27 protein-coding genes and 4 tRNA genes are annotated in these 25,529 nt (G+C 56.6%); 24 read left to right on the top strand and 7 right to left on the bottom strand.

The features are described 5' to 3' along the window. Positions 1–115: 115 nt before the first annotated feature. Positions 116–733 carry an FKBP-type peptidyl-prolyl cis-trans isomerase gene (locus CJF39_RS20695; protein ID WP_047273586.1) on the top strand — a complete coding sequence of 206 codons (618 nt, stop codon included), beginning with the start codon at positions 116–118 and terminating at the stop codon, positions 731–733. Between the two features lie 61 nt (positions 734–794). Here the strand turns inward: CJF39_RS20695 and CJF39_RS20690 are convergent, their stop codons facing one another. The 3 genes from CJF39_RS20690 to CJF39_RS20680 all read right to left on the bottom strand — a co-directional run bounded on the left by CJF39_RS20690 (position 795) and on the right by CJF39_RS20680 (position 2,746). Further along, positions 795–1,067 carry a PA4570 family protein gene (locus tag CJF39_RS20690; protein ID WP_094995111.1) on the bottom strand — a complete coding sequence of 91 codons (273 nt, stop codon included), beginning with the start codon at positions 1,065–1,067 and terminating at the stop codon, positions 795–797. Between the two features lie 215 nt (positions 1,068–1,282). Then, complete coding sequence (locus CJF39_RS20685; RefSeq protein ID WP_094995110.1) at positions 1,283–1,624, bottom strand: zinc ribbon domain-containing protein YjdM; 342 nt, start codon at positions 1,622–1,624, stop codon at positions 1,283–1,285. Positions 1,625–1,777: 153 nt separating this feature from the next. After that, the gene (locus CJF39_RS20680; RefSeq protein WP_094995109.1) at positions 1,778–2,746 is read right to left on the bottom strand and encodes a polyprenyl synthetase family protein; all 969 of its coding nucleotides are present in this window, start codon (positions 2,744–2,746) and stop codon (positions 1,778–1,780) included. A 241-nt stretch (positions 2,747–2,987) separates the two neighbouring features. On the opposite strand from CJF39_RS20680, the gene rplU reads away from it, so the two are divergent. The 5 genes from rplU to CJF39_RS20655 all read left to right on the top strand — a co-directional run bounded on the left by rplU (position 2,988) and on the right by CJF39_RS20655 (position 6,750). Next, on the top strand, positions 2,988–3,302 hold the full coding sequence (gene rplU, locus CJF39_RS20675; protein ID WP_094995116.1) for a 50S ribosomal protein L21: 315 nt from the start codon (positions 2,988–2,990) through the stop codon (positions 3,300–3,302). Between the two features lie 34 nt (positions 3,303–3,336). After that, a complete protein-coding gene (gene rpmA, locus CJF39_RS20670) occupies positions 3,337–3,612 on the top strand; it encodes a 50S ribosomal protein L27 (protein WP_047273595.1) in 276 nt (91 codons plus the stop codon). A gap of 194 nt (positions 3,613–3,806) precedes the next feature. Continuing rightward, entirely contained in the window at positions 3,807–5,033 is a 1,227-nt protein-coding gene (gene cgtA / locus CJF39_RS20665; RefSeq protein WP_047273596.1) for an Obg family GTPase CgtA, read from the top strand. A 123-nt stretch (positions 5,034–5,156) separates the two neighbouring features. After that, entirely contained in the window at positions 5,157–6,275 is a 1,119-nt protein-coding gene (proB, locus tag CJF39_RS20660; protein WP_094995115.1) for a glutamate 5-kinase, read from the top strand. A gap of 13 nt (positions 6,276–6,288) precedes the next feature. Next, on the top strand, positions 6,289–6,750 hold the full coding sequence (locus tag CJF39_RS20655; protein ID WP_047273598.1) for a CreA family protein: 462 nt from the start codon (positions 6,289–6,291) through the stop codon (positions 6,748–6,750). Positions 6,751–6,892: 142 nt separating this feature from the next. Here CJF39_RS20655 and rpsT read toward each other — a convergent pair whose 3' ends face one another. Beyond that, a complete protein-coding gene (gene rpsT / locus CJF39_RS20650; RefSeq protein WP_003443902.1) occupies positions 6,893–7,171 on the bottom strand; it encodes a 30S ribosomal protein S20 in 279 nt (92 codons plus the stop codon). A 251-nt stretch (positions 7,172–7,422) separates the two neighbouring features. Between rpsT and murJ the strand changes: the two genes are divergently transcribed. The 6 genes from murJ to ispH all read left to right on the top strand — a co-directional run bounded on the left by murJ (position 7,423) and on the right by ispH (position 14,812). After that, entirely contained in the window at positions 7,423–8,961 is a 1,539-nt protein-coding gene (gene murJ / locus CJF39_RS20640) for a murein biosynthesis integral membrane protein MurJ (protein WP_094995108.1), read from the top strand. Between the two features lie 117 nt (positions 8,962–9,078). After that, complete coding sequence (gene ribF, locus CJF39_RS20635) at positions 9,079–10,029, top strand: bifunctional riboflavin kinase/FAD synthetase (RefSeq protein WP_094995107.1); 951 nt, start codon at positions 9,079–9,081, stop codon at positions 10,027–10,029. Next, on the top strand, positions 10,026–12,857 hold the full coding sequence (gene ileS, locus CJF39_RS20630; protein WP_094995106.1) for an isoleucine--tRNA ligase: 2,832 nt from the start codon (positions 10,026–10,028) through the stop codon (positions 12,855–12,857). The genes ribF and ileS overlap by 4 nt, the downstream gene beginning before the upstream one ends. Next, the gene (lspA, locus tag CJF39_RS20625; RefSeq protein WP_094995105.1) at positions 12,850–13,368 is read left to right on the top strand and encodes a signal peptidase II; all 519 of its coding nucleotides are present in this window, start codon (positions 12,850–12,852) and stop codon (positions 13,366–13,368) included. Before ileS ends, lspA begins: the two co-directional genes overlap by 8 nt. Beyond that, positions 13,361–13,798, top strand: coding sequence for an FKBP-type peptidyl-prolyl cis-trans isomerase (fkpB, locus tag CJF39_RS20620; RefSeq protein ID WP_094995104.1), 438 nt, complete (start codon positions 13,361–13,363; stop codon positions 13,796–13,798). The genes lspA and fkpB overlap by 8 nt, the downstream gene beginning before the upstream one ends. A gap of 66 nt (positions 13,799–13,864) precedes the next feature. After that, positions 13,865–14,812, top strand: a complete 948-nt coding sequence (gene ispH, locus CJF39_RS20615) for a 4-hydroxy-3-methylbut-2-enyl diphosphate reductase (RefSeq protein WP_094995103.1) — start codon at positions 13,865–13,867, stop codon at positions 14,810–14,812. Here the strand turns inward: ispH and CJF39_RS20610 are convergent. Further along, positions 14,809–15,315, bottom strand: coding sequence for a GspH/FimT family pseudopilin (locus tag CJF39_RS20610; protein WP_094995102.1), 507 nt, complete (start codon positions 15,313–15,315; stop codon positions 14,809–14,811). The two genes, ispH and CJF39_RS20610, sit on opposite strands and share 4 nt — an antisense overlap. Before the next feature lie 261 nt (positions 15,316–15,576). On the opposite strand from CJF39_RS20610, the gene pilV reads away from it, so the two are divergent. Genes pilV through thiO form a run of 5 tightly spaced genes read left to right on the top strand, consistent with a single transcriptional unit; the run spans position 15,577 to position 18,849 of the window. After that, a complete protein-coding gene (pilV, locus tag CJF39_RS20605) occupies positions 15,577–16,062 on the top strand; it encodes a type IV pilus modification protein PilV (RefSeq protein WP_094995101.1) in 486 nt (161 codons plus the stop codon). Beyond that, a complete protein-coding gene (locus CJF39_RS20600; RefSeq protein ID WP_094995100.1) occupies positions 16,059–16,754 on the top strand; it encodes a PilW family protein in 696 nt (231 codons plus the stop codon). Before pilV ends, CJF39_RS20600 begins: the two co-directional genes overlap by 4 nt. A gap of 8 nt (positions 16,755–16,762) precedes the next feature. Next, positions 16,763–17,302, top strand: a complete 540-nt coding sequence (locus tag CJF39_RS20595) for a pilus assembly PilX family protein (RefSeq protein ID WP_094995099.1) — start codon at positions 16,763–16,765, stop codon at positions 17,300–17,302. Positions 17,303–17,313: 11 nt separating this feature from the next. Then, positions 17,314–17,715 (top strand): type IV pilin protein, encoded by a 402-nt coding sequence (locus tag CJF39_RS20590; protein WP_094995098.1) that lies wholly within the window; start codon positions 17,314–17,316, stop codon positions 17,713–17,715. Between the two features lie 33 nt (positions 17,716–17,748). Next, complete coding sequence (gene thiO / locus CJF39_RS20585; RefSeq protein WP_094995097.1) at positions 17,749–18,849, top strand: glycine oxidase ThiO; 1,101 nt, start codon at positions 17,749–17,751, stop codon at positions 18,847–18,849. A 52-nt stretch (positions 18,850–18,901) separates the two neighbouring features. On the opposite strand, the gene CJF39_RS20580 is transcribed toward thiO, so the two are convergent. Both CJF39_RS20580 and CJF39_RS20575 read right to left on the bottom strand, forming a co-directional pair. Further along, complete coding sequence (locus CJF39_RS20580; RefSeq protein WP_094995096.1) at positions 18,902–19,129, bottom strand: PP0621 family protein; 228 nt, start codon at positions 19,127–19,129, stop codon at positions 18,902–18,904. Between the two features lie 117 nt (positions 19,130–19,246). After that, entirely contained in the window at positions 19,247–20,260 is a 1,014-nt protein-coding gene (locus tag CJF39_RS20575) for an outer membrane protein assembly factor BamD (protein ID WP_094995095.1), read from the bottom strand. A gap of 148 nt (positions 20,261–20,408) precedes the next feature. Here CJF39_RS20575 and rluD point away from each other — a divergent pair, with 148 nt between their 5' ends. From rluD to CJF39_RS20540, 7 genes are all read left to right on the top strand, one after another. Next, positions 20,409–21,371, top strand: a complete 963-nt coding sequence (rluD, locus tag CJF39_RS20570) for a 23S rRNA pseudouridine(1911/1915/1917) synthase RluD (RefSeq protein ID WP_047279261.1) — start codon at positions 20,409–20,411, stop codon at positions 21,369–21,371. Further along, on the top strand, positions 21,368–22,102 hold the full coding sequence (gene pgeF / locus CJF39_RS20565) for a peptidoglycan editing factor PgeF (RefSeq protein WP_094995094.1): 735 nt from the start codon (positions 21,368–21,370) through the stop codon (positions 22,100–22,102). Before rluD ends, pgeF begins: the two co-directional genes overlap by 4 nt. Before the next feature lie 120 nt (positions 22,103–22,222). Beyond that, the gene (gene clpB, locus CJF39_RS20560; protein ID WP_094995093.1) at positions 22,223–24,787 is read left to right on the top strand and encodes an ATP-dependent chaperone ClpB; all 2,565 of its coding nucleotides are present in this window, start codon (positions 22,223–22,225) and stop codon (positions 24,785–24,787) included. 329 nt (positions 24,788–25,116) lie between these two features. Next, positions 25,117–25,192 (top strand) — tRNA-Asn (locus CJF39_RS20555). 9 nt (positions 25,193–25,201) lie between these two features. Next, positions 25,202–25,278 (top strand) — tRNA-Pro (locus CJF39_RS20550). A 5-nt stretch (positions 25,279–25,283) separates the two neighbouring features. Beyond that, positions 25,284–25,359, top strand: a tRNA-Lys gene (locus tag CJF39_RS20545). 94 nt (positions 25,360–25,453) lie between these two features. After that, positions 25,454–25,527, top strand: a tRNA-Pro gene (locus CJF39_RS20540). Positions 25,528–25,529 lie beyond the last annotated feature (2 nt).

The following is a 25,529-nucleotide window of genomic DNA, read 5'->3' as shown; positions in this document are numbered from 1 at the left end:
CCGGGCTGCGAAGGCTTTGGGGGCTGTGTTAGTCTGCTCGCCCTTTTTTTGTTCAGGGCGTGTGGGTCAGTCGTTCAGTTGACTGGCCTGCAACGTCCCACAGCGGAGCAGTGTTATGTCCGAAGTAAATCTGTCGACCGACGAAACCCGCGTCAGCTACGGCATTGGCCGTCAGTTGGGCGACCAGCTGCGCGATAACCCGCCACCGGGCGTTAGCCTGGATGCCATTCTGGCAGGCTTGACCGACGCGTTCGCCGGTAAAGAAAGCCGTGTTGGTCAGGAAGAAATGTCCGCCAGTTTCAAAGTGATCCGCGAGATCATGCAAGCTGAAGCGGCTGCCAAGGCTGAAGCTGCAGCGGGCGAAGGCAAGGCTTTCCTGGCTGAAAACGCGAAGAAAGACGGCATCACCACCCTGGCTTCGGGTCTGCAATTCGAAGTTGTGACAGCAGGTGAAGGCGCTAAGCCATCCCGTGAAGACACCGTGCGTGTTCACTACCATGGCACCCTGATCGACGGCACTGTGTTCGACAGCTCTTACGAGCGTGGCCAGCCTGCCGAGTTCCCGGTCGGTGGCGTGATTGCTGGCTGGACTGAAGCCTTGCAATTGATGAACGCTGGCAGCAAATGGCGCATCTACGTGCCGAGCGAACTGGCTTACGGCGCCCAAGGCGTTGGCAGCATCGCTCCACACAGCGTGCTGGTATTCGACGTTGAGCTGCTGGACGTTCTGTAAGAACCCCACGGTTTAGCGGTAATGACGGGTTGTTGGCTGGCCCGTCATTACACCGTTGGCTTCATAGTTCTATTTTGGCCAGATGCTCATGGGCGTCAGCCGAACCGACAGGGCGCAACGCCCGGGCGTAACAGAACAGAAACAGGTTGCGCACCATCTCTTTGAGCACCACCGGCTCGTTTGAGTTAAGCCCTGAAAAATCCAGGTCTCCCTGATCTTGCAGTTCATTCAGCGCGTCTTCTTCCAGAACGGCACACACTTCCCCGGTTTCCCGATGCAGGATTCGCAGATAGGGATGTGGTCGGTCCAGCCAAGCGTCAATTAAATAAGTCATGGGTGTCTTCTCCTTGATGGATATCAATGAGAATAATTCCTATTCAATTAATAGCAAGTGCCTATTGGCGGATTGGCGTGTTTTCTGCGATCAGGTTGCTACCGGTCAAAGTAACTGGCTCTTTGATATCGCGTGTCGAGTCGGGTAGAGGCAGGGGCAGGGGCAGGGGAAACAACCCCTTCCTGCGCCAGGCGCAGGAAGGAATGGCAATAGAATCAGACTTTGCGAACGAACTCGGACTTGAGCTTCATTGGGCCGATGCCGTCGATTTTGCAGTCGATGTCGTGATCGCCATCGCACAAGCGAATGTTCTTGACCTTGGTACCAACTTTAACCACCAGCGAGGTGCCTTTAATCTTCAAGTCCTTGATCACGGTGATGGTGTCGCCATCGTTAAGGACAGTGCCAGCGGAGTCTTTGTAGACTTTTACGTCGCTGTCGACTTCTGCTTCAGCGTTGGCAGACCACTCATGGGCGCATTCCGGGCAGACCAGCTGAGCGCCGTCTTCATAGGTGTATTCGGAATTGCATTTCGGGCAGGGTGGCAAAGTGCTCACTTGCGCTCCTTAAAAGTCAGGATGGCTAAAAGGCACGCATTGTATAGGGTTTTTTCGGCGGGCGGGGAAAGTGCGGCGGGATGGACTTGCAGTCACTGCCCAAGACCCTCGTGTGAAGGTCTTGGGAGGCGGGAGCGGTTTGCGGTGTGTGGATCAGTGTGTGCGTGCGACCGCGAACTCGCTCAGTTCGACCAGCGCGTCGCGGTATTCGCTCGGCGGCAGGGCTTCAAGGCAGACAATGGCGCGTGCAACGAAATCGCGGGCCAATTGTGCGGTGTATTCCAGCGAGCCTGAGGCTTCAACCGCGGCGCGGATGCTTTCGAGGTCTTCAATCCCGCCTTTCTGAATGGCCTGGCGAACCAGTGCGGCTTGTTCCGGCGTGCCTTCGCGCATGGTGTAGATCAAGGGCAGCGTCGGCTTGCCTTCAGCCAGGTCGTCACCCACGTTCTTGCCCAGGGTTTCGGCATCGCCACGGTAGTCGAGCAGGTCGTCCACCAGTTGGAAAGCCACGCCCAAGTGATCGCCGAACATGCGCAATGCTTCGCTTTGCTCGGGTGTCGCACCGGCCAGAGCGGCTGCGCTGTGGGTCGAGGCTTCAAAGAGCATCGCGGTTTTGCCGCGGATGACTTCCATGTAGGTCTCTTCGGTGGTGCTGGCATCGCGCACTTTTGACAGTTGCAGTACTTCGCCTTCGGCAATGATGCGCGTCGCTTGCGACAAGATCTTCATCACCGGCATCGAGCCCAGCTCAACCATCATTTCGAAGGAGCGCGAGTACAGGAAGTCGCCCACCAGCACGCTCGGCGCGTTGCCCCATGTTGCATTGGCGGTCTTGCGGCCACGGCGCATGCCGGACATGTCCACCACGTCGTCGTGCAGCAGGGTGGCGGTGTGCAGGAACTCGATCGTTGCCGCCAACAGACGCAAGTCATCGCCTTCGCGGCCCAGTGCCTTGCCACATAGCAACACTAATAAAGGACGCAGGCGTTTGCCGCCGGCCGAAGTAATGTAGTCGCCGATTTTTGAGACCAGCGGTACGCGTGAAGTCAGCTGCTTCTTGATGATGCCGTCGACGGCGCTAAAATCGTCCGCCACCGCGCGGTAGAAAGCTTGGGGTTGCATCAGCGACAGGTGCTCCAGAAGGGTTGCGCGGCATGCTAGGTCGGGGGGGATGGCCTGTCAAGGCACGATGGGCGGCCCCTTGCAACGTCCTCTTGCCTTGCGTACAATCGCGCACCCTGAACTTCCTGGGCAGCACCTGCCTTACGCAATTGCACTTGGGCCGTTCCAGCCCCATGCAGCCATGCCAGCCAATACCTTTACCTATAAAGCGCTGGGTGAGCAGGATTATCGGAGAAATACCATGTCGTATGCAGTAATCGTTACTGGTGGCAAGCAGTACAAAGTAGCTCCAGGTGAATACCTGAAGATCGAAAAATTGGAAATCGCTACCGGCGAATCCGTAACTTTTGATCGCGTTCTGTTGGTCGCCAATGGCGACGACGTGAGCATCGGCGCTCCAGTTGTTCCTGGCGCCACTGTTGTGGCTGAAGTGATCTCCCAAGGTCGTCACGATAAAGTCCGCATCATCAAGTTCCGTCGTCGTAAGCACCACATGAAGCGTATGGGCCACCGCCAGTGGTACACCGAGATCAAAATCACCGGTATTCAGGCTTAATTTCAGCCTAATTCCTCACTAGGAGAATTGACTCATGGCACACAAAAAAGCTGGTGGTAGTACCCGTAACGGTCGCGACTCAGAAGCCAAACGCCTTGGCGTGAAGATGTATGGCGGCCAGGCTATCGTTCCAGGCAACATCATCGTGCGTCAGCGCGGTACCCAATTCCACGCTGGCTACGGCGTTGGTATGGGCAAAGATCACACCCTGTTCGCGAAAGTGGAAGGCGTGATCAAGTTCCAGGTTAAAGGCGCCTTCGGTCGTCGCTATGTAAGCATCGTTCCGAAGACTGAAGTCGTCGCAGCGTAATAGCTTGGTAGCTGGAAGAGCCCTGTCTTGCGACGGGGCTTTTTCGTTTGTGGGATGAGTCTCTTGCAAAACTGTTTGTATGGGCTGCTGGCGCTGGATTTAACGGTCGTTGATTGAGGTCGCTGCGCTCATTTTTGCAAGAGTCTTATGTCTTATGTTTATCGGCTCGTCCTGATGACGAGAGGCGTTTTGTTATGAAGTTTGTTGATGAAGTATCGATCAAGGTAAAAGCGGGCGACGGTGGTAACGGTTGCATGAGTTTCCGTCGTGAGAAATTCATCGAAAACGGTGGTCCTAACGGTGGTGATGGGGGCGATGGTGGCTCGATCTATATGGTCGCCGACGAAAACCTCAACACCCTGGTTGACTACCGTTATACCCGTCACTTCGATGCCCAGCGCGGCTCGAACGGCGGTAGTACCGATTGCACCGGGCGCAAGGGTGATGACCTTATCCTGCGCGTGCCAGTCGGCACGACCGTTATTGATGCAGGCACGCAAGAAGTGATTGGCGACCTGACCAAGGCCGGTCAAAAGCTGATGGTGGTTCAGGGCGGCTGGCACGGCCTGGGCAACACGCGTTTCAAGTCCAGTACCAATCGCGCGCCGCGCCAAACCACGCCGGGTAAGCCGGGTGAGCAGCGCGACTTGAAGCTTGAGTTGAAAGTGCTGGCTGACGTCGGTTTGCTGGGTTTGCCGAATGCCGGTAAAAGCACCTTTATTCGTTCAGTGTCTGCGGCCAAGCCCAAGGTGGCGGATTATCCGTTCACCACGCTGGTACCCAACCTGGGCGTGGTCAGTGTCGATCGCTGGAAAAGCTTTGTCATTGCTGACATCCCGGGGCTGATCGAAGGCGCTTCTGATGGCGCGGGCCTGGGGATTCGCTTCCTCAAGCATTTGGCGCGTACCCGTTTGCTCCTGCACCTCGTGGACATGGCGCCGGTTGAAGGTTCGGAAAGCGCTGCGGATACCGCTGAAGTCATCGTTAACGAGCTGACCAAGTTCAGCCCGGCGCTGGCTGATCGTGATCGCTGGCTGGTCTTGAACAAGTGCGATTCTCTGCCTCAGGAAGAGCACGACGCAGTTGTGAAAGAAGTGGTTGATCGTCTTGAGTGGACCGGTCCTGTGTATGTGATTTCGGCTATTGCCAAAATCGGCACCGACAAGCTGTGCCACGACATCATGCGCTACCTCGAAGATCGCGCAGACCGCCTGGCCAATGATCCTGCCTACAAGGAAGAACTGGCCGAGCTGGATCAGCGCATTGAAGACGAGGCGCGTGCACAGTTGCAGGCGCTGGATGACAAGCGTGCCTTGCGTCGCAGTGGCGTGAAGAGCGTCCATGACATCGGTGACGATGACTGGGATGAAGAAGATGTTGAAGACGACGATGGTCCGGAAATCATTTACGTCCGCGACTGATTCGTTGCAGTAAACTACAGCGCCGCTCAATTGAGCGGCGTTTTAGCATCTACGAAACGGTAATCACAAAAATTCCACGGGTAGCGCTCGGTCGCGCTGCTCTCAGGCATAGGTTGGAAGATGATGCGGAGCAAGGTGACAGGTGCGCAGCGTTGGGTCGTCAAGATTGGCAGCGCACTGCTGACGGCGGATGGCAAAGGTCTGGATCGTGCGGCAATGGGTGTTTGGGTCGAGCAAATGGTGGCCCTGCATGAAGCCGGTGTTGAGTTGGTGTTGGTGTCTTCGGGCGCAGTGGCGGCCGGGATGAGCCGCTTGGGCTGGACGGTGCGACCGAGTGCCATGCATGAATTGCAAGCGGCGGCTGCCATCGGTCAGATGGGCCTGGTGCAAGCTTGGGAGTCGAGTTTTGCCGAGCACTCGCGGCACACCGCGCAAATTCTGCTGACCCATGACGATTTGTCTGATCGCAAGCGTTACCTGAATGCCCGCAGTACTTTGCGTGCCCTTGTGGAGTTGGGCGTAATCCCGGTCATCAACGAAAACGACACGGTGGTGACCGATGAGATTCGTTTTGGTGACAACGACACCCTGGCGGCACTGGTTGCCAACCTGGTGGAAGCTGATCTGTTAGTAATCCTGACCGACCGCGACGGCATGTTTGATGCTGATCCGCGCAATAACCCTGACGCGCAAATGATTTATGAGGCGCGCGCGGATGACCCGGCGCTGGACGCAGTGGCGGGCGGTACGGGGGGTGCGCTGGGGCGTGGTGGTATGCAGACCAAGTTGCGGGCGGCTCGTTTGGCGGCGCGTTCCGGGGCGCACACCATTATTGTGGGTGGGCGTCTGGAGCGGGTGCTGGATCGTCTTAAGGCGGGCGAGCGCATTGGCACCTTGTTGTCGCCGGAACGCGGCATGTTGGCAGCCCGTAAGCAGTGGCTGGCCGGGCATCTGCAAACACGCGGTACGCTGGTGCTGGACGAGGGGGCTGTCGCGGCACTGTCGCAGGGCAACAAGAGCTTGCTGCCTGTGGGGGTGAAGGCGGTTCAGGGTGGCTTCCGTCGTGGGGAAATGGTGGTGTGTGTCGCGCCGGACGGCCGTGAAATTGCCCGTGGGCTCGCCAACTACAGTGCTGCGGAAGCGCAAAAAATTATCGGGCAATCGTCGGATGCGATTGTCAGCTTGTTGGGTTATATGGCGGAGCCTGAACTGGTTCATCGCGATAACCTGATTCTGGTTTGAATGTGAGGTTTGAATGCGCTTGATTAAAGGGTTGCTGGGTTTGATGTTGGCGATGCCGTTACTGGCTTCGGCGGAAGAGATTGGTACGGTTTCAACCGTGTTTAAGCTGGTTGGCCCTAACGACCGCATTGTGGTCGAGGCGTTCGATGATCCCAAGGTAGAGGGCGTGACCTGCTATCTGTCCCGCGCTAAAACGGGGGGCATGAAAGGGGGGTTGGGGTTGGCAGAGGACCGTGCTGAAGCTTCGTTGGCATGTCGTCAGACGGGTCCGATCAGCTTCAAGGGTGATCTCAAGGACGGTGATGAAGTCTTTAAGGAGCGCACGTCGCTGGTGTTCAAGACCATGCAGGTGGTGCGATTCCTTGACAAGAAACGCAATACGCTGGTGTATCTGGTCTACAGCGATCGCCTGATTGAGGGCAGTCCACAGAATGCTGTAACGGCAATTCCGATCCTGCCGTGGCCGCATCAGTAGTGCTTATAAAAAGCTGCGATTCACGCAGCTTTTTTTTGCCTGTGAGCTTGTGGTGGGGGGGGGGCGGGGTAGTGAATCCTGGGTATAAATCGCAGGCAATAAAAAACCGACCCTGAGGTCGGTTTTTTAAAAAGCTTAACGCTTAAGCGGCGGTCGCAAGGTTCAACGCCTTGACGTGGCCATTCAGACGGCTCTTATGACGAGCAGCTTTGTTCTTGTGGATGATGCCTTTATCGGCCATACGGTCGATAACAGGAACAGCCAGAACATAAGCAGCTTGTGCTTTAGCGGCGTCTTTTGCGTCGATGGCTTTAACTACATTCTTGATGTAGGTGCGAACCATGGAACGCAGGCTGGCGTTGTGGCTGCGACGCTTCTCAGCCTGTTTTGCACGTTTTTTGGCGGAAGGTGTGTTGGCCACCGTCGAGCTCCTCGAAAGACTTTAGAAAATAGCAAACAAAATAGGCCGCGAATCATGCCGATGACGTGAAGGCTTGTCAAGGGCGTTTGATACGATCCGCTGAGTGGTTGATCGAGGGAGACGGGAGATTTATTTCCGGCGCTTGACCTGTAAACTCGCGAGCTTGGCTCTGTGCTGTTGCGGCGCGCAGTATCGCATAAGTGGACGCTTTGTTCGCCTGCTCTTTTTCTCTATAGGCAAAAACTCTTTCAATGAATTTGCTCAAGTCGTTGGCTGCCGTCAGTTCCATCACCATGATTTCAAGGGTTTTGGGCTTTATCCGAGACACAATCATTGCTCGCACGTTTGGCGCCGGGATGGCCACGGATGCGTTCTTCATTGCCTTCAAACTGCCCAACCTGTTGCGCCGGATCTTCGCAGAGGGGGCCTTTTCTCAAGCGTTCGTGCCGATTCTCGCGGAATATAAAAATCAGCAAGGCGAGGAAGCGACCCGTACGTTCGTGGCCTATGTGGCCGGTTTGCTGACCCTGGTGTTGGCCATTGTCACGATTGTGGGGATGCTGGCTGCGCCTTGGGTAATCTGGGCGACGGCGCCGGGATTTGCCACCACCCCGGAAAAATTCCAGCTCACCAGTGACATGTTGCGGGTTACTTTCCCTTATATATTGCTGATTTCACTGTCGTCCTTGGCAGGAGCGATTCTGAACACCTGGAACCGTTTCTCGGTTCCGGCGTTTGTGCCGACGTTGCTTAATGTCAGCATGATTATTTTTGCGTTGTTCCTGACACCTTATTTCGATCCGCCCGTGATGGCCCTTGGCTGGGCTGTGTTGGCCGGTGGTCTGGCGCAGTTAGTGTTTCAACTGCCGCACCTGAAAAAGATCGGCATGCTCGTGTTGCCCCGCCTTAATCTGCGCGATACCGGGGTGTGGCGGGTGATGAAACAAATGTTGCCGGCGATCCTGGGTGTTTCAGTCAGTCAGATCTCTTTGATCATCAACACCATCTTCGCGTCCTTTTTGGTGGCCGGGTCTGTGTCGTGGATGTACTACGCCGACCGTTTAATGGAGCTGCCGTCGGGTGTGCTGGGCGTGGCGCTGGGGACAATCCTTCTGCCAACCCTGTCCAAGACCTACGCCAATAAAGACCGTCATGAGTATTCTCGGATTCTCGACTGGGGGCTGCGTCTGTGTTTCGTGCTGGTTTTGCCTTGCGCACTGGCACTGGCCATTCTGTCCGAACCGCTGACGGTTTCATTGTTTCAGTACGGTGAATTCAGTGCCCATGATGCCGTGATGACCCAGCACGCCCTGATGGCTTACTCGGTGGGTTTGCTCGGGATTATTTTGATCAAGGTGCTGGCCCCAGGCTTTTATGCTCAGCAAAACATCCGTACTCCGGTGAAAATTGCCGTTTTCACGTTGATCGTGACCCAGTTGCTGAACCTGGTATTCATCGTGCCGTTGCAACATGCGGGCCTTGCACTGGCCATAAGCGTGGGGGCGTGCATCAACGCCGGCCTGCTGTTTTGGCAATTGCGCAGTCAAAAGCTGTTTGTGGCGCAGCCAGGCTGGGCCAAGTACCTATTCAAACTGGTGTTGGCTGTGGCCGTGATGTCGGCCGTTCTACTGGGCTTGATGCAATTGATGCCCGCTTGGGATCACGGTCATATGCTGGAGCGCTTTCTGCGTTTGGGGGGACTTGTTGTCGCTGGGGTGCTGGCGTATTTCGGTATGCTGCTGGTCTTGGGCATGCGTTTGAAGGATTTCGCCCGCAAGTCCCTTATGTAAGGTAATCGCCGGTCAGACGTGTGTTTTATCGTATTGACTGAATTGCCTTGCGCTGTTGCCTGTTGTAGCAGGCTGGGTGTGGTTATAATCGGCCACTTTATGAGCAAGAAGCGCGTTATGCAGCTGGTTCGAGGCCTTCACAATCTGCGGCCCCAACATCGGGGCTGTGTCGCCACTATTGGCAACTTTGACGGTGTACACCGTGGTCACCAGGCAATCCTGGGCCGGCTGCGTGAACGTGCGCTGGAGTTGGGTGTGCCCAGCTGCGTGGTGATTTTTGAACCCCAGCCGCGCGAATTCTTTGCCCCGCAGACCGCGCCGGCACGTCTGGCGCGTTTGCGCGACAAACTGCAGCTATTGGCTGATGCCGGTGTAGATCGGGTACTGTGCCTGGCGTTCAATCAGCGTTTAAGCAAACTCAGCGCCGCCGAGTTTGTTGACACGATTCTGGTTAATGGCCTGGGTGTGCAACACCTTGAGGTTGGGGACGATTTCCGCTTCGGGTGCGACCGGGCAGGGGATTTCGATTTCCTGCAACAGGCTGGCATCATCCAGGGTTTTACCGTCGAGGCGGCGCAAACCGTTGAGCTTGACGGCATGCGCGTCAGCAGCACCAAAGTGCGTGATGCCCTGGCCAATGCCGATTTCGCCCTTGCCGAACGTTTGCTCGGGCGCCCGTTCCAGATTGCCGGGCGGGTACTACACGGGCAGAAACTGGCGCGTCAACTGGGTACGCCAACGGCCAACGTTCAGCTAAAGCGTCGTCGAGTGCCGCTGACCGGGGTCTACCTGGCCAGTGTCGAGATTGACGGCAACACTTGGCCCGGCGTCGCCAACATTGGCGTGCGGCCCACCGTTTCAGGGGATGGCAGTGCCCATCTTGAAGTACATCTATTGGATTACGCCGGTGATCTGTATGACCGGCGTCTGACCGTGGCATTCCACCACAAGCTGCGTGATGAGCAGCGTTTCGCCTCCCTGGAGGCGCTCAAGACGGCGATCAATGCGGACGTCGCCGCCGCCCGAGCCTATTGGCTGGGTCAACCGCTTAAAAAGAGCCTGAAATGACCGACTACAAAGCCACGCTAAACCTTCCGGACACAGCCTTCCCAATGAAGGCCGGCCTGCCACAGCGCGAACCGCAAATTTTGCAGCGCTGGGACAGCATTGGCCTGTACGGGAAGTTGCGCGAGATTGGCAAGGATCGTCCTAAGTTCGTTCTTCATGACGGTCCTCCCTACGCCAACGGCACGATCCACATCGGTCACGCGCTGAACAAGATCCTCAAGGACATGATCATCCGCTCGAAAACCCTCGCCGGATTCGATGCGCCGTACGTGCCGGGCTGGGATTGCCACGGTTTGCCGATTGAGCACAAGGTTGAAGTGACTCACGGCAAAAACCTGCCTGCGGATAAAACCCGCGAGCTGTGCCGTGCCTACGCCACTGAGCAGATTGAAGGGCAGAAGTCCGAATTCATCCGTTTGGGTGTGTTGGGTGACTTCGCCAATCCGTACAAAACCATGGATTTCAAGAACGAAGCCGGTGAAATCCGCGCTTTGGCTGAAATCGTCAAGGCGGGCTTCGTGTTCAAGGGCCTTAAGCCTGTGAACTGGTGTTTCGACTGCGGCTCGGCACTGGCTGAAGCTGAAGTTGAATATCAGGACAAAAAGTCCGCGACCATTGACGTGGCGTTCCCGATTGCCGACGAAGCCAAGCTGGCTGAGGCTTTCGGCCTGGCTGCATTGAGCAAACCTGCATCGATCGTGATCTGGACCACCACCCCGTGGACCATCCCGGCCAACCAGGCCCTCAACGTGCACCCGGAGTTCAACTACGCGCTGGTCGACGTCGGTGACAAGTTGCTGGTTCTGGCAGAAGAGCTCGTCGAAGCCTGCCTGGCCCGTTACAACCTCGAAGGTTCGGTCATTGCCACCACGACCGGTGCCGCACTTGAACTGATCAACTTCCGTCACCCGTTCTATGACCGTCTGTCGCCTGTTTATTTGGCCGAGTATGTCGAACTGGGTGCCGGTACGGGCGTTGTTCACTCCGCGCCGGCCTACGGCGTAGACGACTTCGTGACCTGCAAAGCCTACGGCATGGTCAACGATGACATCATCAATCCGGTTCAAAGCAATGGTGTGTACGTGCCGTCGCTGGAGTTTTTCGGCGGCCAGTTCATCTGGAAAGCCAACCCGGCCATCGTTGAAAAGCTGACCGAAGTCGGTGCGCTGATGCACACCGAAACCATCAGCCACAGCTACATGCACTGCTGGCGTCACAAAACCCCGCTGATCTACCGTGCAACCGCGCAGTGGTTCATCGGCATGGACAAAGAGCCGGTTGCTGGCGATACCTTGCGCACCCGTGCGTTGCAGGCTATCGAAGACACCCAGTTCGTTCCGGCATGGGGTCAGGCGCGCCTGCACTCAATGATCGCCAATCGCCCGGACTGGTGCATCTCACGTCAGCGCAACTGGGGGGTACCGATCCCGTTTTTCCTGAGCAAGGAAAGCGGCGAGCTGCACCCGCGCACTGTTGAAATGATGGAAGAAGTGGCCAAGCGCGTTGAGCTGGAAGGCATCGAAGCCTGGTTCAAGATGGACGCTGCCGAACTCTTGGGCGATGAAGCGCCGCTGTACGACAAGATTTCCGACACGCTGGACGTGTGGTTTGACTCCGGCACTACGCACTGGCACGTGCTGCGTGGTTCGCACCCGATGGGTCACGAAACCGGCCCTCGGGCCGACCTGTACCTGGAAGGTTCCGACCAGCACCGTGGCTGGTTCCACTCCTCGTTGCTGACCGGCTGCGCCATCGACAATCACGCGCCTTATCGCGAACTGCTGACCCATGGTTTCACCGTGGACGAGGCGGGTCGCAAGATGTCCAAATCCTTGGGCAACGTGATTGCGCCGCAGAAAGTCAACGACACACTGGGCGCTGACATCATGCGTCTGTGGGTCGCTTCGACCGACTACTCGGGCGAGATCGCGGTTTCCGACCAGATCCTGCAACGTAGCGCCGACGCCTATCGCCGTATCCGTAACACTGCCCGCTTCTTGCTGTCGAACCTGACCGGTTTCAATCCGGCCACCGACATCCTGCCTGCCGAAGAAATGCTGGCACTGGATCGTTGGGCTGTGGATCGCGCACTGTTGCTGCAACGCGAGCTGGAACTTCACTACGGTGAATACCGCTTCTGGAACGTGTACTCCAAAGTGCACAACTTCTGCGTGCAAGAGCTGGGTGGCTTCTACCTCGACATCATCAAGGACCGTCAGTACACCACGGGCGCCAACAGCAAGGCCCGTCGTTCATGCCAGACCGCGTTGTTCCATATCTCCGAAGCGCTGGTGCGCTGGATCGCTCCGATCCTGGCGTTCACTGCTGACGAGCTGTGGCAATACCTGCCGGGCGAGCGTAACGAGTCCGTGATGCTCAATACCTGGTATCAGGGCCTGACCGAGCTGCCTGAAGGGACCGAACTGGACCGCGCTTATTGGGAGCGGATCATGGCGGTCAAGGTCGCGGTCAACAAGGAAATGGAAAACCTGCGCGCGGCCAAGGCCATTGGTGGCAACTTGCAGGCCGAAGTCACCTTGTTCGCTGAAGACGAACTGGCAGCCGACCTCACCAAATTGAGCAACGAGCTGCGCTTCGTGCTGATTACCTCAACAGCCAGCGTTGCGCCGTTTGCATCGGCCCCGGCGGATGCGGTGGTAACTGAAGTGCCCGGCCTGAAGCTCAAAGTGGTCAAATCTGCTCACGCCAAGTGCGCCCGTTGCTGGCATTGCCGCGAAGACGTCGGCGTGAACCCTGAGCATCCGGAAATCTGCGGTCGCTGCGTGGACAACATCAGCGGCGCCGGTGAGGTACGTCACTATGCCTGATGCCCGCACTGCCGGGCGCTTCGGGCGCCTGAGCTGGCTGTGGTTGACCCTGCTGGTCCTGGTCATTGACCAGGCCAGCAAGGTCTATTTCGACAGCGCATTACAGATGTACCAACAGGTCGTGATCATTCCGGATTACTTCAGTTGGACGTTGGCCTACAACACGGGTGCGGCCTTCAGCTTTCTGGCTGACAGTGCCGGTTGGCAGCGATGGTTGTTTGCCCTGATTGCCGTGGTGGTCAGTGCCGTACTGGTGATCTGGCTTAAGCGCCTGGGACGTGATGACACATGGCTGGCGATTGCACTGGCTTTGATTCTCGGCGGGGCCTTGGGCAATTTGTATGACCGCGTTGCCTACGGCCATGTCATTGATTTCATTCTTGTGCACTGGCAAAACCGCTGGTATTTCCCTGCATTCAACTTTGCCGACAGTGCAATCTGTGTGGGTGCTGTGATGCTGGCACTGGATATGTTCAAAAGTAAAAAGTCCGGAGAACCCGTTCATGACTGAGCCTCGTATTGGCCAGAACACGGAAGTCACCCTGCATTTCGCTTTGCGCCTGGAGAATGGCGACACGGTCGACAGCACGTTCGACAAATCCCCGGCTACTTTCAAAGTGGGTGATGGGAGCCTGTTGCCCGGTTTTGAGGCTGCGATTTTCGGTTTCAAGGCAGGTGACAAGCGGACACTGGAGATTCTTCCGGAGAATGCGTTCGGTCAGCCCAACCCGCAAAATGTGCAGATCATTGCGCGTTCGCAGTTCAAAGACATGGAGCTGTCGGAAGGTTTGCTGGTGATCTTCAATGACGCGGCAAACACCGAGTTGCCGGGCGTGGTCAAGGCGTTTGACGACGAGCAGGTCACCATCGATTTTAACCATCCGTTGGCAGGTAAAACCCTGACCTTCGAAGTGGAAATCCAAGCTGTCAAAGCGCTGTAAATCCAGTGCCCGGCTTCGGCCGGGCCTGTTTGGCATTATCTTTCTGCGCGTCCCACGAGGCCTAGCATGCACATTAAACTCGCCAACCCCCGTGGTTTTTGCGCCGGGGTGGACCGAGCGATTGAGATCGTCAATCGCGCTCTGGAAGTATTCGGCCCGCCTATCTATGTTCGCCACGAAGTGGTGCACAACAAATTTGTCGTCGAAGACCTGCGCTCCCGCGGAGCGATCTTCGTTGAAGAGCTGGATCAGGTACCGGATGACGTTATCGTGATCTTCAGCGCCCACGGCGTTTCTCAGGCCGTACGCAGTGAAGCCGCCGGGCGCGGCCTGAAGGTGTTCGACGCGACTTGCCCCTTGGTCACCAAGGTTCATATCGAAGTGGCCCGCTACAGCCGTGATGGCCGCGAATGCATCCTGATTGGCCACGCCGGTCACCCGGAAGTTGAAGGCACGATGGGGCAGTACGACGCCAGTAATGGCGGCGCTATCTACCTGGTTGAGGACGAAAAAGACGTCGCCAATTTGCAAGTGCGCAACCCTGAAAAACTGGCGTTCGTGACACAGACCACGCTGTCGATGGATGACACCAGCCGGGTTATCGATGCACTGCGTACGCGATTTCCGGCCATTGGTGGCCCCCGTAAAGATGACATCTGCTACGCCACGCAAAATCGCCAGGACGCGGTAAAGCAACTGGCTGACGAGTGCGACGTTGTGCTGGTAGTGGGCAGCCCAAACAGCTCTAACTCCAACCGCTTGCGCGAGTTGGCAGAGCGCATGGCCACCCCCGCCTACCTGATCGATGGCGCTGAAGACATGCAAAAAAGCTGGTTCGACGGTGTAGAACGCATTGGTATCACAGCGGGTGCCTCGGCTCCGGAAGTGCTAGTGCGCGGCGTGATTCAGCAATTGCACGCCTGGGGTGCCACGGGAGCGGATGAGTTGGCTGGCCGCGAAGAGAACATCACCTTTTCCATGCCCAAAGAATTGCGGGTTCGCTCCATTACCTAAGCCATTGCACACAAAGCCTGCGCAGATTTTTGGTTGCGCAGGCTGATTCTCCCGCTTTTTGCCAGCACGATCTGGTAATGGCTTAACGCTTCTTTCACCTGGCAAACATGCAGGGTGCCCGCCTGGAAACCTCCCGCACTTAATAATGGCTCGCCCAGCGGGTTGAATCGCACGTAGTGTTTGACCGGCGAATTAGCTGCTACGGGTATCAGGTTCCTGTTCTGTTTTTCAGCCAGCACCGGGTTATTTTCATCGGTATGGCCCTGGCCGCTCTCGTCAAGAATCACTCTCCACCCATTACTCCAGTCATCATCCAGCGCGTGAATCACCACGTACTGATGGCGTATCAACGCCTCGCTGCGTGCCTTGCGCAAGCTGTTGGCCAACTGCTCGGCCGTGGTCTGGCGACGTTGTTGTTCCGTAAGCGTGTGATAGGCCGGGCTGGCGAATTGGGCTGTGATGGCCACGATCGACAGGGTTATCACCAGCTGAATCAAGGTCATCCCTCTTTGATACACCGGGTCCTCCCTGGACTTTTTTGTGGTGAGCACGCTTAGGTATAGCGGCTACGACGGGGCCGCCACGTATAAAACGTCGGTTCAATAGTTGCCCAATATGTATGTCGTGGTTTTACAGGTAGATCACGTACGCTGGCGAATATTCCTTCGATTTGGTTCACCTGTTTCTGACCTGTGAACCCCTGACGCAGGTCTAGGCTGTGATCATGACGGCGCAGGACGTGCCGTTAAAACAGGTGCGCAGGGATGAATCACCAGAGTCGAGGCTGCAAACAGCAACAAGCTGGCATGACCCTGATTGAAGTGCTGGTAGCTGCACTGATTTTAGGTCTCGGTTTACTAGGGGCTGCAAGCGCACAAATCAATGCCTTGAAGTACACCGACAGCGCGCGCATGAGCACGCAGGCCAGTTTTATTGCATACGACATGCTGGATCGAATGCGGGCCAATGCCACAGGTGACTATCGCTTTTCAGGGGTTGATGTTGCCACTTCCACTTCCACTTCCACTTCCAGCGTTGCAGGGATCGTCGGTCAGGATCTGAGTGATTTCAAGCGCAACATACGCGCCTTCGGTGGGGAGAACGCACGCGGCGTGATTTCAGTGAGCGATCGTCAGGTCAGTATCAACATTTACTGGGATGACTCGCGTGCTGAGAAAAAAGACGCCGCCTTTCAATCCTTCACCCTCACCGGCTATCTGGCCGACCAACAGGCTGCGCGTAAGCCATGAGACAGGCTGACGCTGGTTTTGGCTTGATTGAGCTGATGATTGCAATGACCTTGGGCTTGCTGCTGGTTCTGGGGATGACTCAGGTGTTCTTGAGTGCCCGTCAAACCTCTCTGGCTCAGACTGCGTCCGCTCAACTACAAGAAGATGCGCGTTATGTGTTGAGCAAAATAGCTCAGGAAATTCGCATGGCTGGCATGTTTGGCTGCTTGCCGTTGACGCAAATAATCAATGCGCCTGCCGCCTTTGGAACACCTGTTTCGTGGCAGGGAGCTGCACGTTCAGGAACGTTGCAAATGATTAGCGCAGATGTGGGGCCTCAGTCCGGCAAGCCTGACTGGACGGTTGTGACGGACTGCAAAAACCATGCGCAGGCTTTTGCTGGCGCGCAGACAGGATTGGGGCCTGGAGACATCGGCTTTGCGGTGCGTCGCATTGCATATCGTCATGCGGGGGGGCAATTAAGGAGCGGTTCCACTAACGCCGTGCTTCTGGACAATGTAGTCGCGTTCGACGTGAGCTTTGGTATGGCGGACTCCGTCGGGTCCAACGCGGTTGTGCGCTATGAGTACAGCCCTGCAGATGCCGCGAGCATTCGCAGTGTACGTATGGTCTTGACCTTGAGAGATCCGCGATCCCATGTAAAAGACCAGACCTACCACGTGGTAGTCGCCGTCCGTAACCGGCTGGGGTAAGGAGACGTATGCTGCCAGTGTTAGGGACGCAAAAAGGAATGGTGCTGTTGGTCAGCCTGGTATTTTTGATGCTGCTGGGGTTTTTGGGGCTATCTGCGATGGAAAGCGCCGCGCAGCAAGAAAAAATGGCGGGAGCAATACGGGTCGCCAATCAGTCATTTCAGGGGGCTGAAGCGGTGATGCATAGAGGGGAATCGTGGCTGCATGGGCAATGGCCAGGCATGACGGAGTGCAACACACCGACGCGCTGCGCTCCGCCAGCAGAAGTACGTACTCGACGGTCACCGGGGTTAGACCCTCAGTCAGGTATTAACTGGATGCAAACTGAGCATGGCTTGTATGGCATCCAGTTTCTGGGGCTTAGCATCCCGCGTTCAGCGTTCGAAACGAGCGGTTCTGTCTATTTGTATCGAATAACAGGGATTGGTCTGCGAGCTCAATCCCGGACGGTGCTCGAAACCCTTTATGCCCGCCACCAGATGGCGCAAGGGGAGGGGGCAGTTCCTGTTCAACGCTTTCGTCGGGTTATGTGGCGACAAATTCAATAGGAAGTGTATGCATGTTTAGGCCCACAGCAGGTTTTACCATGATCGAAATGATGATCGTGGTGGCGATCACCGGTATCCTTGGCGCCTTTGTTTATCAGCTTTACAGCGATTACATAAAGCGCGTGCACCGTTCTCAAATTGTGGTGTTGCTCTCTGAGCAAGCCCAAAGTCTAGAGCGGTTCTATACGAAAAACGGGTTATATAGCGGTCTGCCGGACATCAGTGCCGGCAATGACAACTACAGCATTACGTCAGACCTTTTAGACCATGCTTTTTTACTGACGGCTATACGGAAGGACGGCTCGCCCATGGCGAATGATTCGTGTGGGAACTACACGTTGGCGCATACCGGTCTGACAGCGATAACCCAGGCGGCCCCGGGCCTCACCGCACAGCAGTGTTGGGGGCGCTGACCTATTACTTTTGAATAAGGGCTGGACTGATAGATGGCTAGGCACCAACGGGTAGTGATTGTCGGAGGCGGAGTAATCGGCCTGCTGACTGCGTTTAATCTGGCCGCAGAAGTCGATCAGGTAATTCTGCTGGAGCGCGGTGGTGTCGGTCAGGAGTCTTCCTGGGCGGGCGGCGGGATCGTTTCGCCGCTTTATCCATGGCGTTACACCCCGGCCGTAACAGCGCTGGCCCACTGGTCCCAGGATTTTTACCCGCATTTGGCTGAACGTTTGTTGGCGACTACCGGGCTGGATCCGCAAGTGCATACGACGGGTCTTTACTGGCTTGATCTGGACGATGAGGCCCAAGCTCTGGCGTGGGCCCGGCAAGCCGGCAGGCCTTTGAGTTCGGTAGATATTGCGTCGGTCGAGAGCCATGTGCCCGTATTGGGCAGCGGTTTTTCCCGTGCTATTTACATGAAGGACGTGGCGAATGTACGGAATCCGCGGTTGGTTAAGTCACTAAAAGCGGCTCTGCAAGCGATGCCCAATGTCACGGTCCACGAACAATCCGAGGTTCTGGGTTTTGTCAGGGAGGGAGAGCGGATTACGGGCGTCAATACGGTTAAAGGCTCCATATTGGGTGATGCCGTGGTATTGGCTGCCGGGGCCTGGAGTGGTGAACTGCTCAAGCTTTTGGATCTTGAGTTGCCCGTCGAGCCGGTCAAAGGCCAAATGATTTTGTACAAATGCGCTACGGATTTCTTGTCATGCATGGTGTTGGCGAACGGCCGCTACGCCATTCCACGTCGCGATGGCCATATCCTGATTGGTAGTACGCTGGAGCACGAGGGGTTCGACAAGACCCCAACCCAGAACGCGCTCGAGAGCTTGAAGGCGTCGGCCGTGGCGTTGATTCCCGCATTGGCGGATGCCGAGCCCGTTGCGCATTGGGCCGGATTGCGTCCGGGATCACCGCAGGGCATCCCGTATATCGGGCCGGTTCCCGGCTTAGAAGGGCTCTGGCTGAACTGCGGGCATTACCGCAATGGGTTGGTATTGGCGCCAGCATCGTGCCAGTTGTTTGCAGATTTGATGCTGGAGCGCACACCTATCATTGACCCGGCTCCGTACGCCCCTGCAGGGCGACTCTGAATAATTGCGTCTGCCTGGCAGCCTTGTGTCGCCAGGCTGAGACAGCAGTTGCTCAGCCTTTACTTGGGCCTTGCTCCAAATGGTTTTGGGTGCAATACCATTCTTGCCGTTGGCTCAGGGCGCGATCCCGGGGCAAGTGAACACCGCAATGGGCACAGCGCACCATCGGTTGGGCGCTGGGGGTACCCGGTTTTTGGGTGGTTGTAAGGCCCGATTTGTACTTGCGCCACAACCACACACCCGCAGCAATCAAGGCAACCCAGATCAGTAAACGAAACATGGCTCATCGCTATTTGAGAAAAGATGCGCCAGTTTAGCCAAGGACCTGTAAAGCGCCCAGCAACAAATGCGACGCAAAAAAAAGAGCCCCGGAAGGCTCTTTTTTTGGGTTTGACGATTAGTCGAAAAGACCGAAGGTCATGTAGCTGAACCATGAGCGGCTGGTGTCTTCCGTCTCTGGCGCTTCGATGATATTGCTGTCGGCATCTTTAGGTTTCAGCTCGGCAGGAATGGCATCTTTTGCATCCTGGAATTGCTTCTGCACGTCCTGGTTGGCGCGGGTTTCACCCGGTGGCAGAGGGGTACTGGATTCAATCAGGCCCAACGTTGCCTTGCTCAACCACGAGCGGTTGTCGGCTTCGGACACTTGAGGCACAAACTGACCGTCAACCAGGCTTGGGTGGTTCGGGTAGTTGTCTTTGAGCACTTCGAGGCTGGTGTCAGCCAGTTTGTCGAGGTGAAGGCGCTGGTAAGACTCAACCATCACTGCCAGGCCGTCAGCGACCGAGGGCGTTTCCTGGAAGTTTTCAACCACGTACCGGCCACGGTTGGCCGACGCCACATAGGCCTGACGGGTCAGGTAGTAGTGCGCCACGTGGATTTCGTACGCGGCCAGCAGGTTGCGCAGATAAATCATGCGCTGCTTGGCATCCGGGGCGTAGCGGCTATTGGGGAAGCGGCTGGTGAGCTGGGCAAACTCGTTATACGAGTCACGGGCCGCACCGGGGTCACGCTTGGTCATGTCCAGCGGCAGGAAGCGCGCCAGCAGGCCAACGTCCTGGTCAAACGAAGTCAGGCCTTTGAGGTAGTAGGCGTAATCAACGTTCGGGTGCTGGGGGTGCAGGCGGATAAACCGCTCTGCGGCGGACTTGGCAGCTTCCGGCTCGGAGTTTTTATAGTAGGCGTAGATCAGTTCAAGCTGAGCCTGGTCGGCATAGCGGCCGAACGGGTAGCGTGACTCAAGTGCCTTCAGTTTGGCGGTTGCACTGGTATAGCTGTGGTTGTCCAGATCGGCCTGTGCCTGCTGGTACAGCTCGACTTCGCTGAGGTTTTCGTCAACGACTTCCTTTGTCGACGAGCAAGCGGCGGTCAGTGCGAGGATGGCGATCAGCAGCAGGTGTCTCACTTGCATGGCGGCTTGCGTCCCTATGACGGCCGCTGTCTTGGGCGAGGCCGTCCTGTTATGATGAGCGCCCCGTGAAAAGCCTCGGGGCAAAAGACGCCGTATTTAACCACAAGCGCGCAGCCGAAACCAAAGGCTTGGCGCCGTCCTGATGAGCATGTCCGAGAAAATACTACTTCGCGCAGAGGTGCCGTCCGAATTGGGCGGCCAACGCCTCGATCAAGTCGCCGCACAATTATTCGCTGAGCACTCGCGCTCGCGCCTTTCCGCCTGGATCAAAGACGGCCGCCTCACTGTGGACGGAGACGTCATACGTCCCCGTGACATCGTGCATGGTGGCGCCATCTTGGAGCTGACTGCAGAGCAGGAAGCCCAGGGTGAGTGGATCGCCCAGGACATTCCCCTCGACATCGTTTACGAAGACGATGACATCCTGGTGATCAACAAACCTGCGGGTTTGGTGGTGCACCCGGCTGCGGGGCATGCTGATGGCACTTTGCTCAATGCGTTGCTGCACCACGTACCGGACATTATTAATGTGCCGCGTGCGGGGATCGTGCATCGCCTCGACAAAGACACCACGGGTTTGATGGTGGTCGCCAAGACCATTCAGGCGCAGACGCAGTTGGTTGCTCAATTGCAGAGCCGCAGTGTCAGCCGGATTTATGAGTGCATTGTTATCGGTGTCGTCACCGCCGGGGGCAAGATCGATGCGCCCATCGGCCGTCACGGCCAGCAACGCCAGCGCATGGCGGTAATGGAAGGTGGCAAGCAAGCGGTGAGTCATTACCGCGTGCTTGAGCGCTTCCGTTCCCACACCCATGTGCGCGTTAAGCTGGAAACCGGGCGTACGCACCAGATCCGTGTGCATATGTCTCACATTAACTTCCCGTTGGTCGGAGACCCTGCCTACGGCGGTCGTTTCCGTATCCCGCCGGCAGCCAGTGTAACCATGGTCGAGTCCTTGAAAAACTTCCCGCGTCAGGCGCTGCATGCGCGTTTCCTGGAGCTGGATCATCCGACGACCGGTAAACGCATGAGCTGGGAATCTCCGCTGCCTGACGATTTTGTCTGGTTGTTGACGCTGCTTAAGCAAGACCGCGAGGCGTTCATCGGATGAGCGCGTTCCTGATCCCTGACTGGCCTGCGCCGGCAGGCATCAGGGCCTGCGTAACCACCCGTGCGGGCGGCGTCAGTCAGGCGCCGTTCGACAGCTTCAATCTTGGCGATCATGTCGACGACGATCCGCATGCCGTTGCTCTGAATCGCCAGCACCTGACCCGCACCTTTCGCGTACAGCCCGCCTGGCTTAGCCAGGTCCACGGGGTTGTGGTTGCGCCTGCCGATCCCTCGCAGATCGTTGAGGCGGATGCCAGTTGGACTTCAACGCCGGGCATTGCGTGCACGGTTATGACGGCCGACTGCCTGCCTGCCCTGTTCTGCAACCGTGCGGGTACGCGCGTGGCTGCAGCGCATGCAGGCTGGCGCGGGCTGGCAGCCGGGGTGCTTGAAGCTGCGGCACGTAGCCTTCATGTTGAGCCTCAGGACATAGTGGTCTGGCTTGGTCCGGCCATTGGCCCCAAGGCATTTGAGGTCGGTGGCGAGGTGCGTGATGTTTTTATTAACGACATGCCCCAAGCCGCCTCGGCGTTCGTGCCAAGCACTCATCCCGGTCGCTATATGGCTGATATCTATGAGCTGGCGCGCCTGCGTCTGGCGCGTTGCGGTATTGATGCCGTGTACGGCGGCGGGTTTTGCACGGTGACCGACCCGCGTTTCTTTTCCTACCGCCGCAGCCCGCGTACGGGTCGCTTCGCTTCACTGGTCTGGATCGAAACACCGTCCAGCTGATCTGTGTCATTTGTCATACGCTTGAAACTCCCAGAATTGCCCGCATCTACTAAGGTATCTGGCAGGTTTCTTCATTCAGGAGTTTCCATCCCTCCGGCCTGCTCATAAGGAAGGTGACGAATGCGTATAGATAGATTAACCAGCAAGTTGCAATTGGCATTGTCCGATGCTCAGTCATTGGCTGTCGGCCATGATCATCCGGCGATTGAGCCAGCGCACTTGATGCAGGCATTGCTGGAGCAGCAGGGCGGCTCGATCAAGCCATTGCTGATGCAAGTCGGTTTCGATGTAAACAGCCTGCGTAAAGAGCTGACCAAAGAGCTCGATCAACTGCCAAAAATTCAGAATCCGACCGGCGACGTCAACATGTCGCAGGATTTGGCGCGTCTGTTGAATCAGGCGGACCGTCTGGCGCAACAAAAAGGCGATCAGTACATCACCAGCGAAGTCGTATTGCTGGCCGCCATGGACGAAAACAGCAAGTTGGGCAAGTTGTTGCTGGGGCAGGGCGTTAGCAAAAAAGCGCTTGAAAACGCCATCAATAATTTGCGCGGCGGTGAAGCCGTCAATGACCCCAATGCTGAAGAGTCCCGTCAGGCGTTAGACAAATACACCATTGACCTGACCAAGCGCGCCGAAGAAGGCAAGCTTGATCCGGTGATTGGTCGTGACGATGAAATTCGCCGCACCATTCAAGTGCTGCAACGCCGGACCAAAAACAACCCGGTGTTGATCGGCGAGCCTGGTGTGGGTAAAACCGCGATTGCCGAAGGTCTGGCTCAGCGCATCATTAACGGCGAAGTGCCTGATGGCCTTAAAGGCAAACGTCTGTTGTCGCTGGATATCGGTGCTCTGATTGCAGGTGCCAAGTTCCGGGGTGAATTCGAGGAGCGCCTGAAAGCGCTGCTGAACGAGCTGTCTAAACAGGAAGGTCAAATCATCCTGTTCATTGACGAACTGCATGTCATGGTCGGCGCCGGTAAAGGCGAAGGAGCCATGGATGCGGGCAATATGCTCAAGCCAGCGTTGGCGCGGGGCGAGTTGCATTGCGTGGGTGCAACCACGCTCAACGAGTACCGTCAGTACATTGAAAAGGATGCTGCCCTTGAGCGCCGCTTCCAGAAAGTACTGGTCGACGAGCCAAGCGAAGAAGACACCATCGCGATCCTGCGGGGCTTGAAAGAGCGTTATGAAGTGCACCACAAAGTCGCGATTACGGACGGTGCCATTATTGCAGCGGCCAAGCTTAGCCATCGCTACATCACTGATCGGCAGTTGCCTGACAAAGCGATTGACCTGATTGACGAAGCCGCCAGCCGCATTCGCATGGAAATCGACTCCAAGCCTGAAGTGCTGGACCGTCTGGAGCGCCGCCTGATTCAGTTGAAGGTTGAAGCGCAGGCGCTGAAGAAAGAAGAAGACGAGGCGGCGAAAAAACGGCTCGAAAAATTGCAGGAAGAAATTGAGCGCCACGAGCGTGAATATTCTGACCTGGAAGAAATCTGGACTTCGGAAAAAGCCGAAGTGCAGGGCTCTGCCCAGATCCAGCAAAAGATCGAGCAAGCCCGCCAGGAACTCGAAGTGGCACGTCGCAGCGGTAATCTCAACCGCATGGCCGAGTTGCAGTACGGGATCATCCCGGATCTGGAACGCAGCCTGCAAATGGTTGATGAGCACAGCAAGACTGAGAACCAGTTGTTGCGCAGCAAGGTGACTGAGGAAGAGATCGCTGAAGTTGTGTCGAAATGGACCGGTATTCCTGTGTCCAAAATGCTCGAAGGCGAGCGCGACAAGTTGATGAAGATGGAAAGCTTGCTGCACGAGCGCGTGATTGGTCAGGACGAGGCCGTGGTGGCCGTGTCCAATGCCGTGCGTCGCTCACGTGCTGGCTTAAGTGATCCGAATCGCCCAAGCGGCTCGTTTATGTTCCTTGGCCCAACCGGTGTGGGTAAAACCGAGTTGTGCAAGGCGTTGGCCGAGTTCCTCTTTGATACGGAAGAGGCGATGGTGCGAATCGACATGTCCGAGTTCATGGAGAAACATTCCGTGGCTCGACTGATCGGTGCTCCACCAGGCTATGTGGGTTATGAAGAAGGTGGCTATCTGACCGAGGCCGTACGGCGTAAGCCTTACTCGGTGATCCTGCTGGATGAGGTTGAGAAGGCTCACCCGGACGTCTTCAACGTGTTGCTGCAAGTGCTTGAAGATGGCCGGTTGACTGACAGCCACGGTCGCACGGTTGACTTCCGCAATACCGTGATCGTGATGACCTCCAACCTGGGCTCTGCACAGATCCAGGAGTTGGTGGGCGATCGTGAGGCGCAACGTGCGGCAGTGATGGATGCGGTGAGTACTCACTTCCGTCCGGAGTTTGTGAACCGGATCGACGAAGTGGTGATCTTCGAGCCTCTGGCCCGTGATCAGATCGCTGGCATTGCCGAGATCCAGTTGGGTCGCCTGCGCAGCCGTCTGGCTGAACGCGACCTGAGCCTGGAGCTGAGCCAGGAGGCTCTGGATAAGTTGATTGCGGTTGGTTACGACCCTGTGTATGGCGCGCGTCCTCTGAAACGTGCAATCCAGCGCTGGATCGAAAACCCGCTGGCACAACTGATTCTCTCGGGTCAGTTCCTGCCGGGAACCACCGTGGTGGCCAGCGTCAAAGACGACGAAATCGTCTTTGCATAAGGCCTGTTATCGGTGCTTTGAAAGGGGCCTCGCAGTGCGAGGCCCCTTTTTTTGGTTTTTTTTACATAGGGTGTTGATCTGTAAGGAAAACGCGAGTAAAGTGCGCCCCGCAGTCAGTCACCCGCAACGACAACTTGGCCCAAACCAAGGGGTCGGTTAGAAGAGCTAAATCATTGTCTTCTAACGAAAAAAAAGGGTTGACAAGGGTTTTAAAGGTTGTAAAATGGCCCGCCTCAGAGACGACAACGCAGAGATGCGCTGAAGTCAACGAGAATTGCAAAGAGTTACAAAGTAGTATTGCAGCACCGTTGTAGATTGAAATATGTAGTTCCGCGATAGCTCAGTTGGTAGAGCAAATGACTGTTAATCATTGGGTCCCTGGTTCGAGTCCAGGTCGTGGAGCCATTTTCAAGCCGGGGTATAGCGCAGTCCGGTAGCGCGCCTGCTTTGGGAGCAGGATGTCAGGAGTTCGAATCCCCTTACCCCGACCATTTTTGGGTCGTTAGCTCAGTTGGTAGAGCAGTTGGCTTTTAACCAATTGGTCGTAGGTTCGAATCCCACACGACCCACCATTTTTGGCTCCAGTTCGCTGGGGTTAGATCTTAAGATCAGAGGCCAAAAGCGCTGATCGCAGAAGGCACCTCTTTGAAGGTGCCTTTTTTTTACCGGGGTATAGCGCAGTCCGGTAGCGCGCCTGCTTTGGGAGCAGGATGTCAGGAGTTCGAATCCCCTTACCCCGACC

This window comes from Pseudomonas lundensis (genome assembly GCF_002269125.1).
Lineage (GTDB): Bacteria > Pseudomonadota > Gammaproteobacteria > Pseudomonadales > Pseudomonadaceae > Aquipseudomonas > Aquipseudomonas lundensis_A.
Note: the sequence above shows the minus strand (reverse complement) of the source record. Positions and strands in the feature narration are given on the sequence as shown.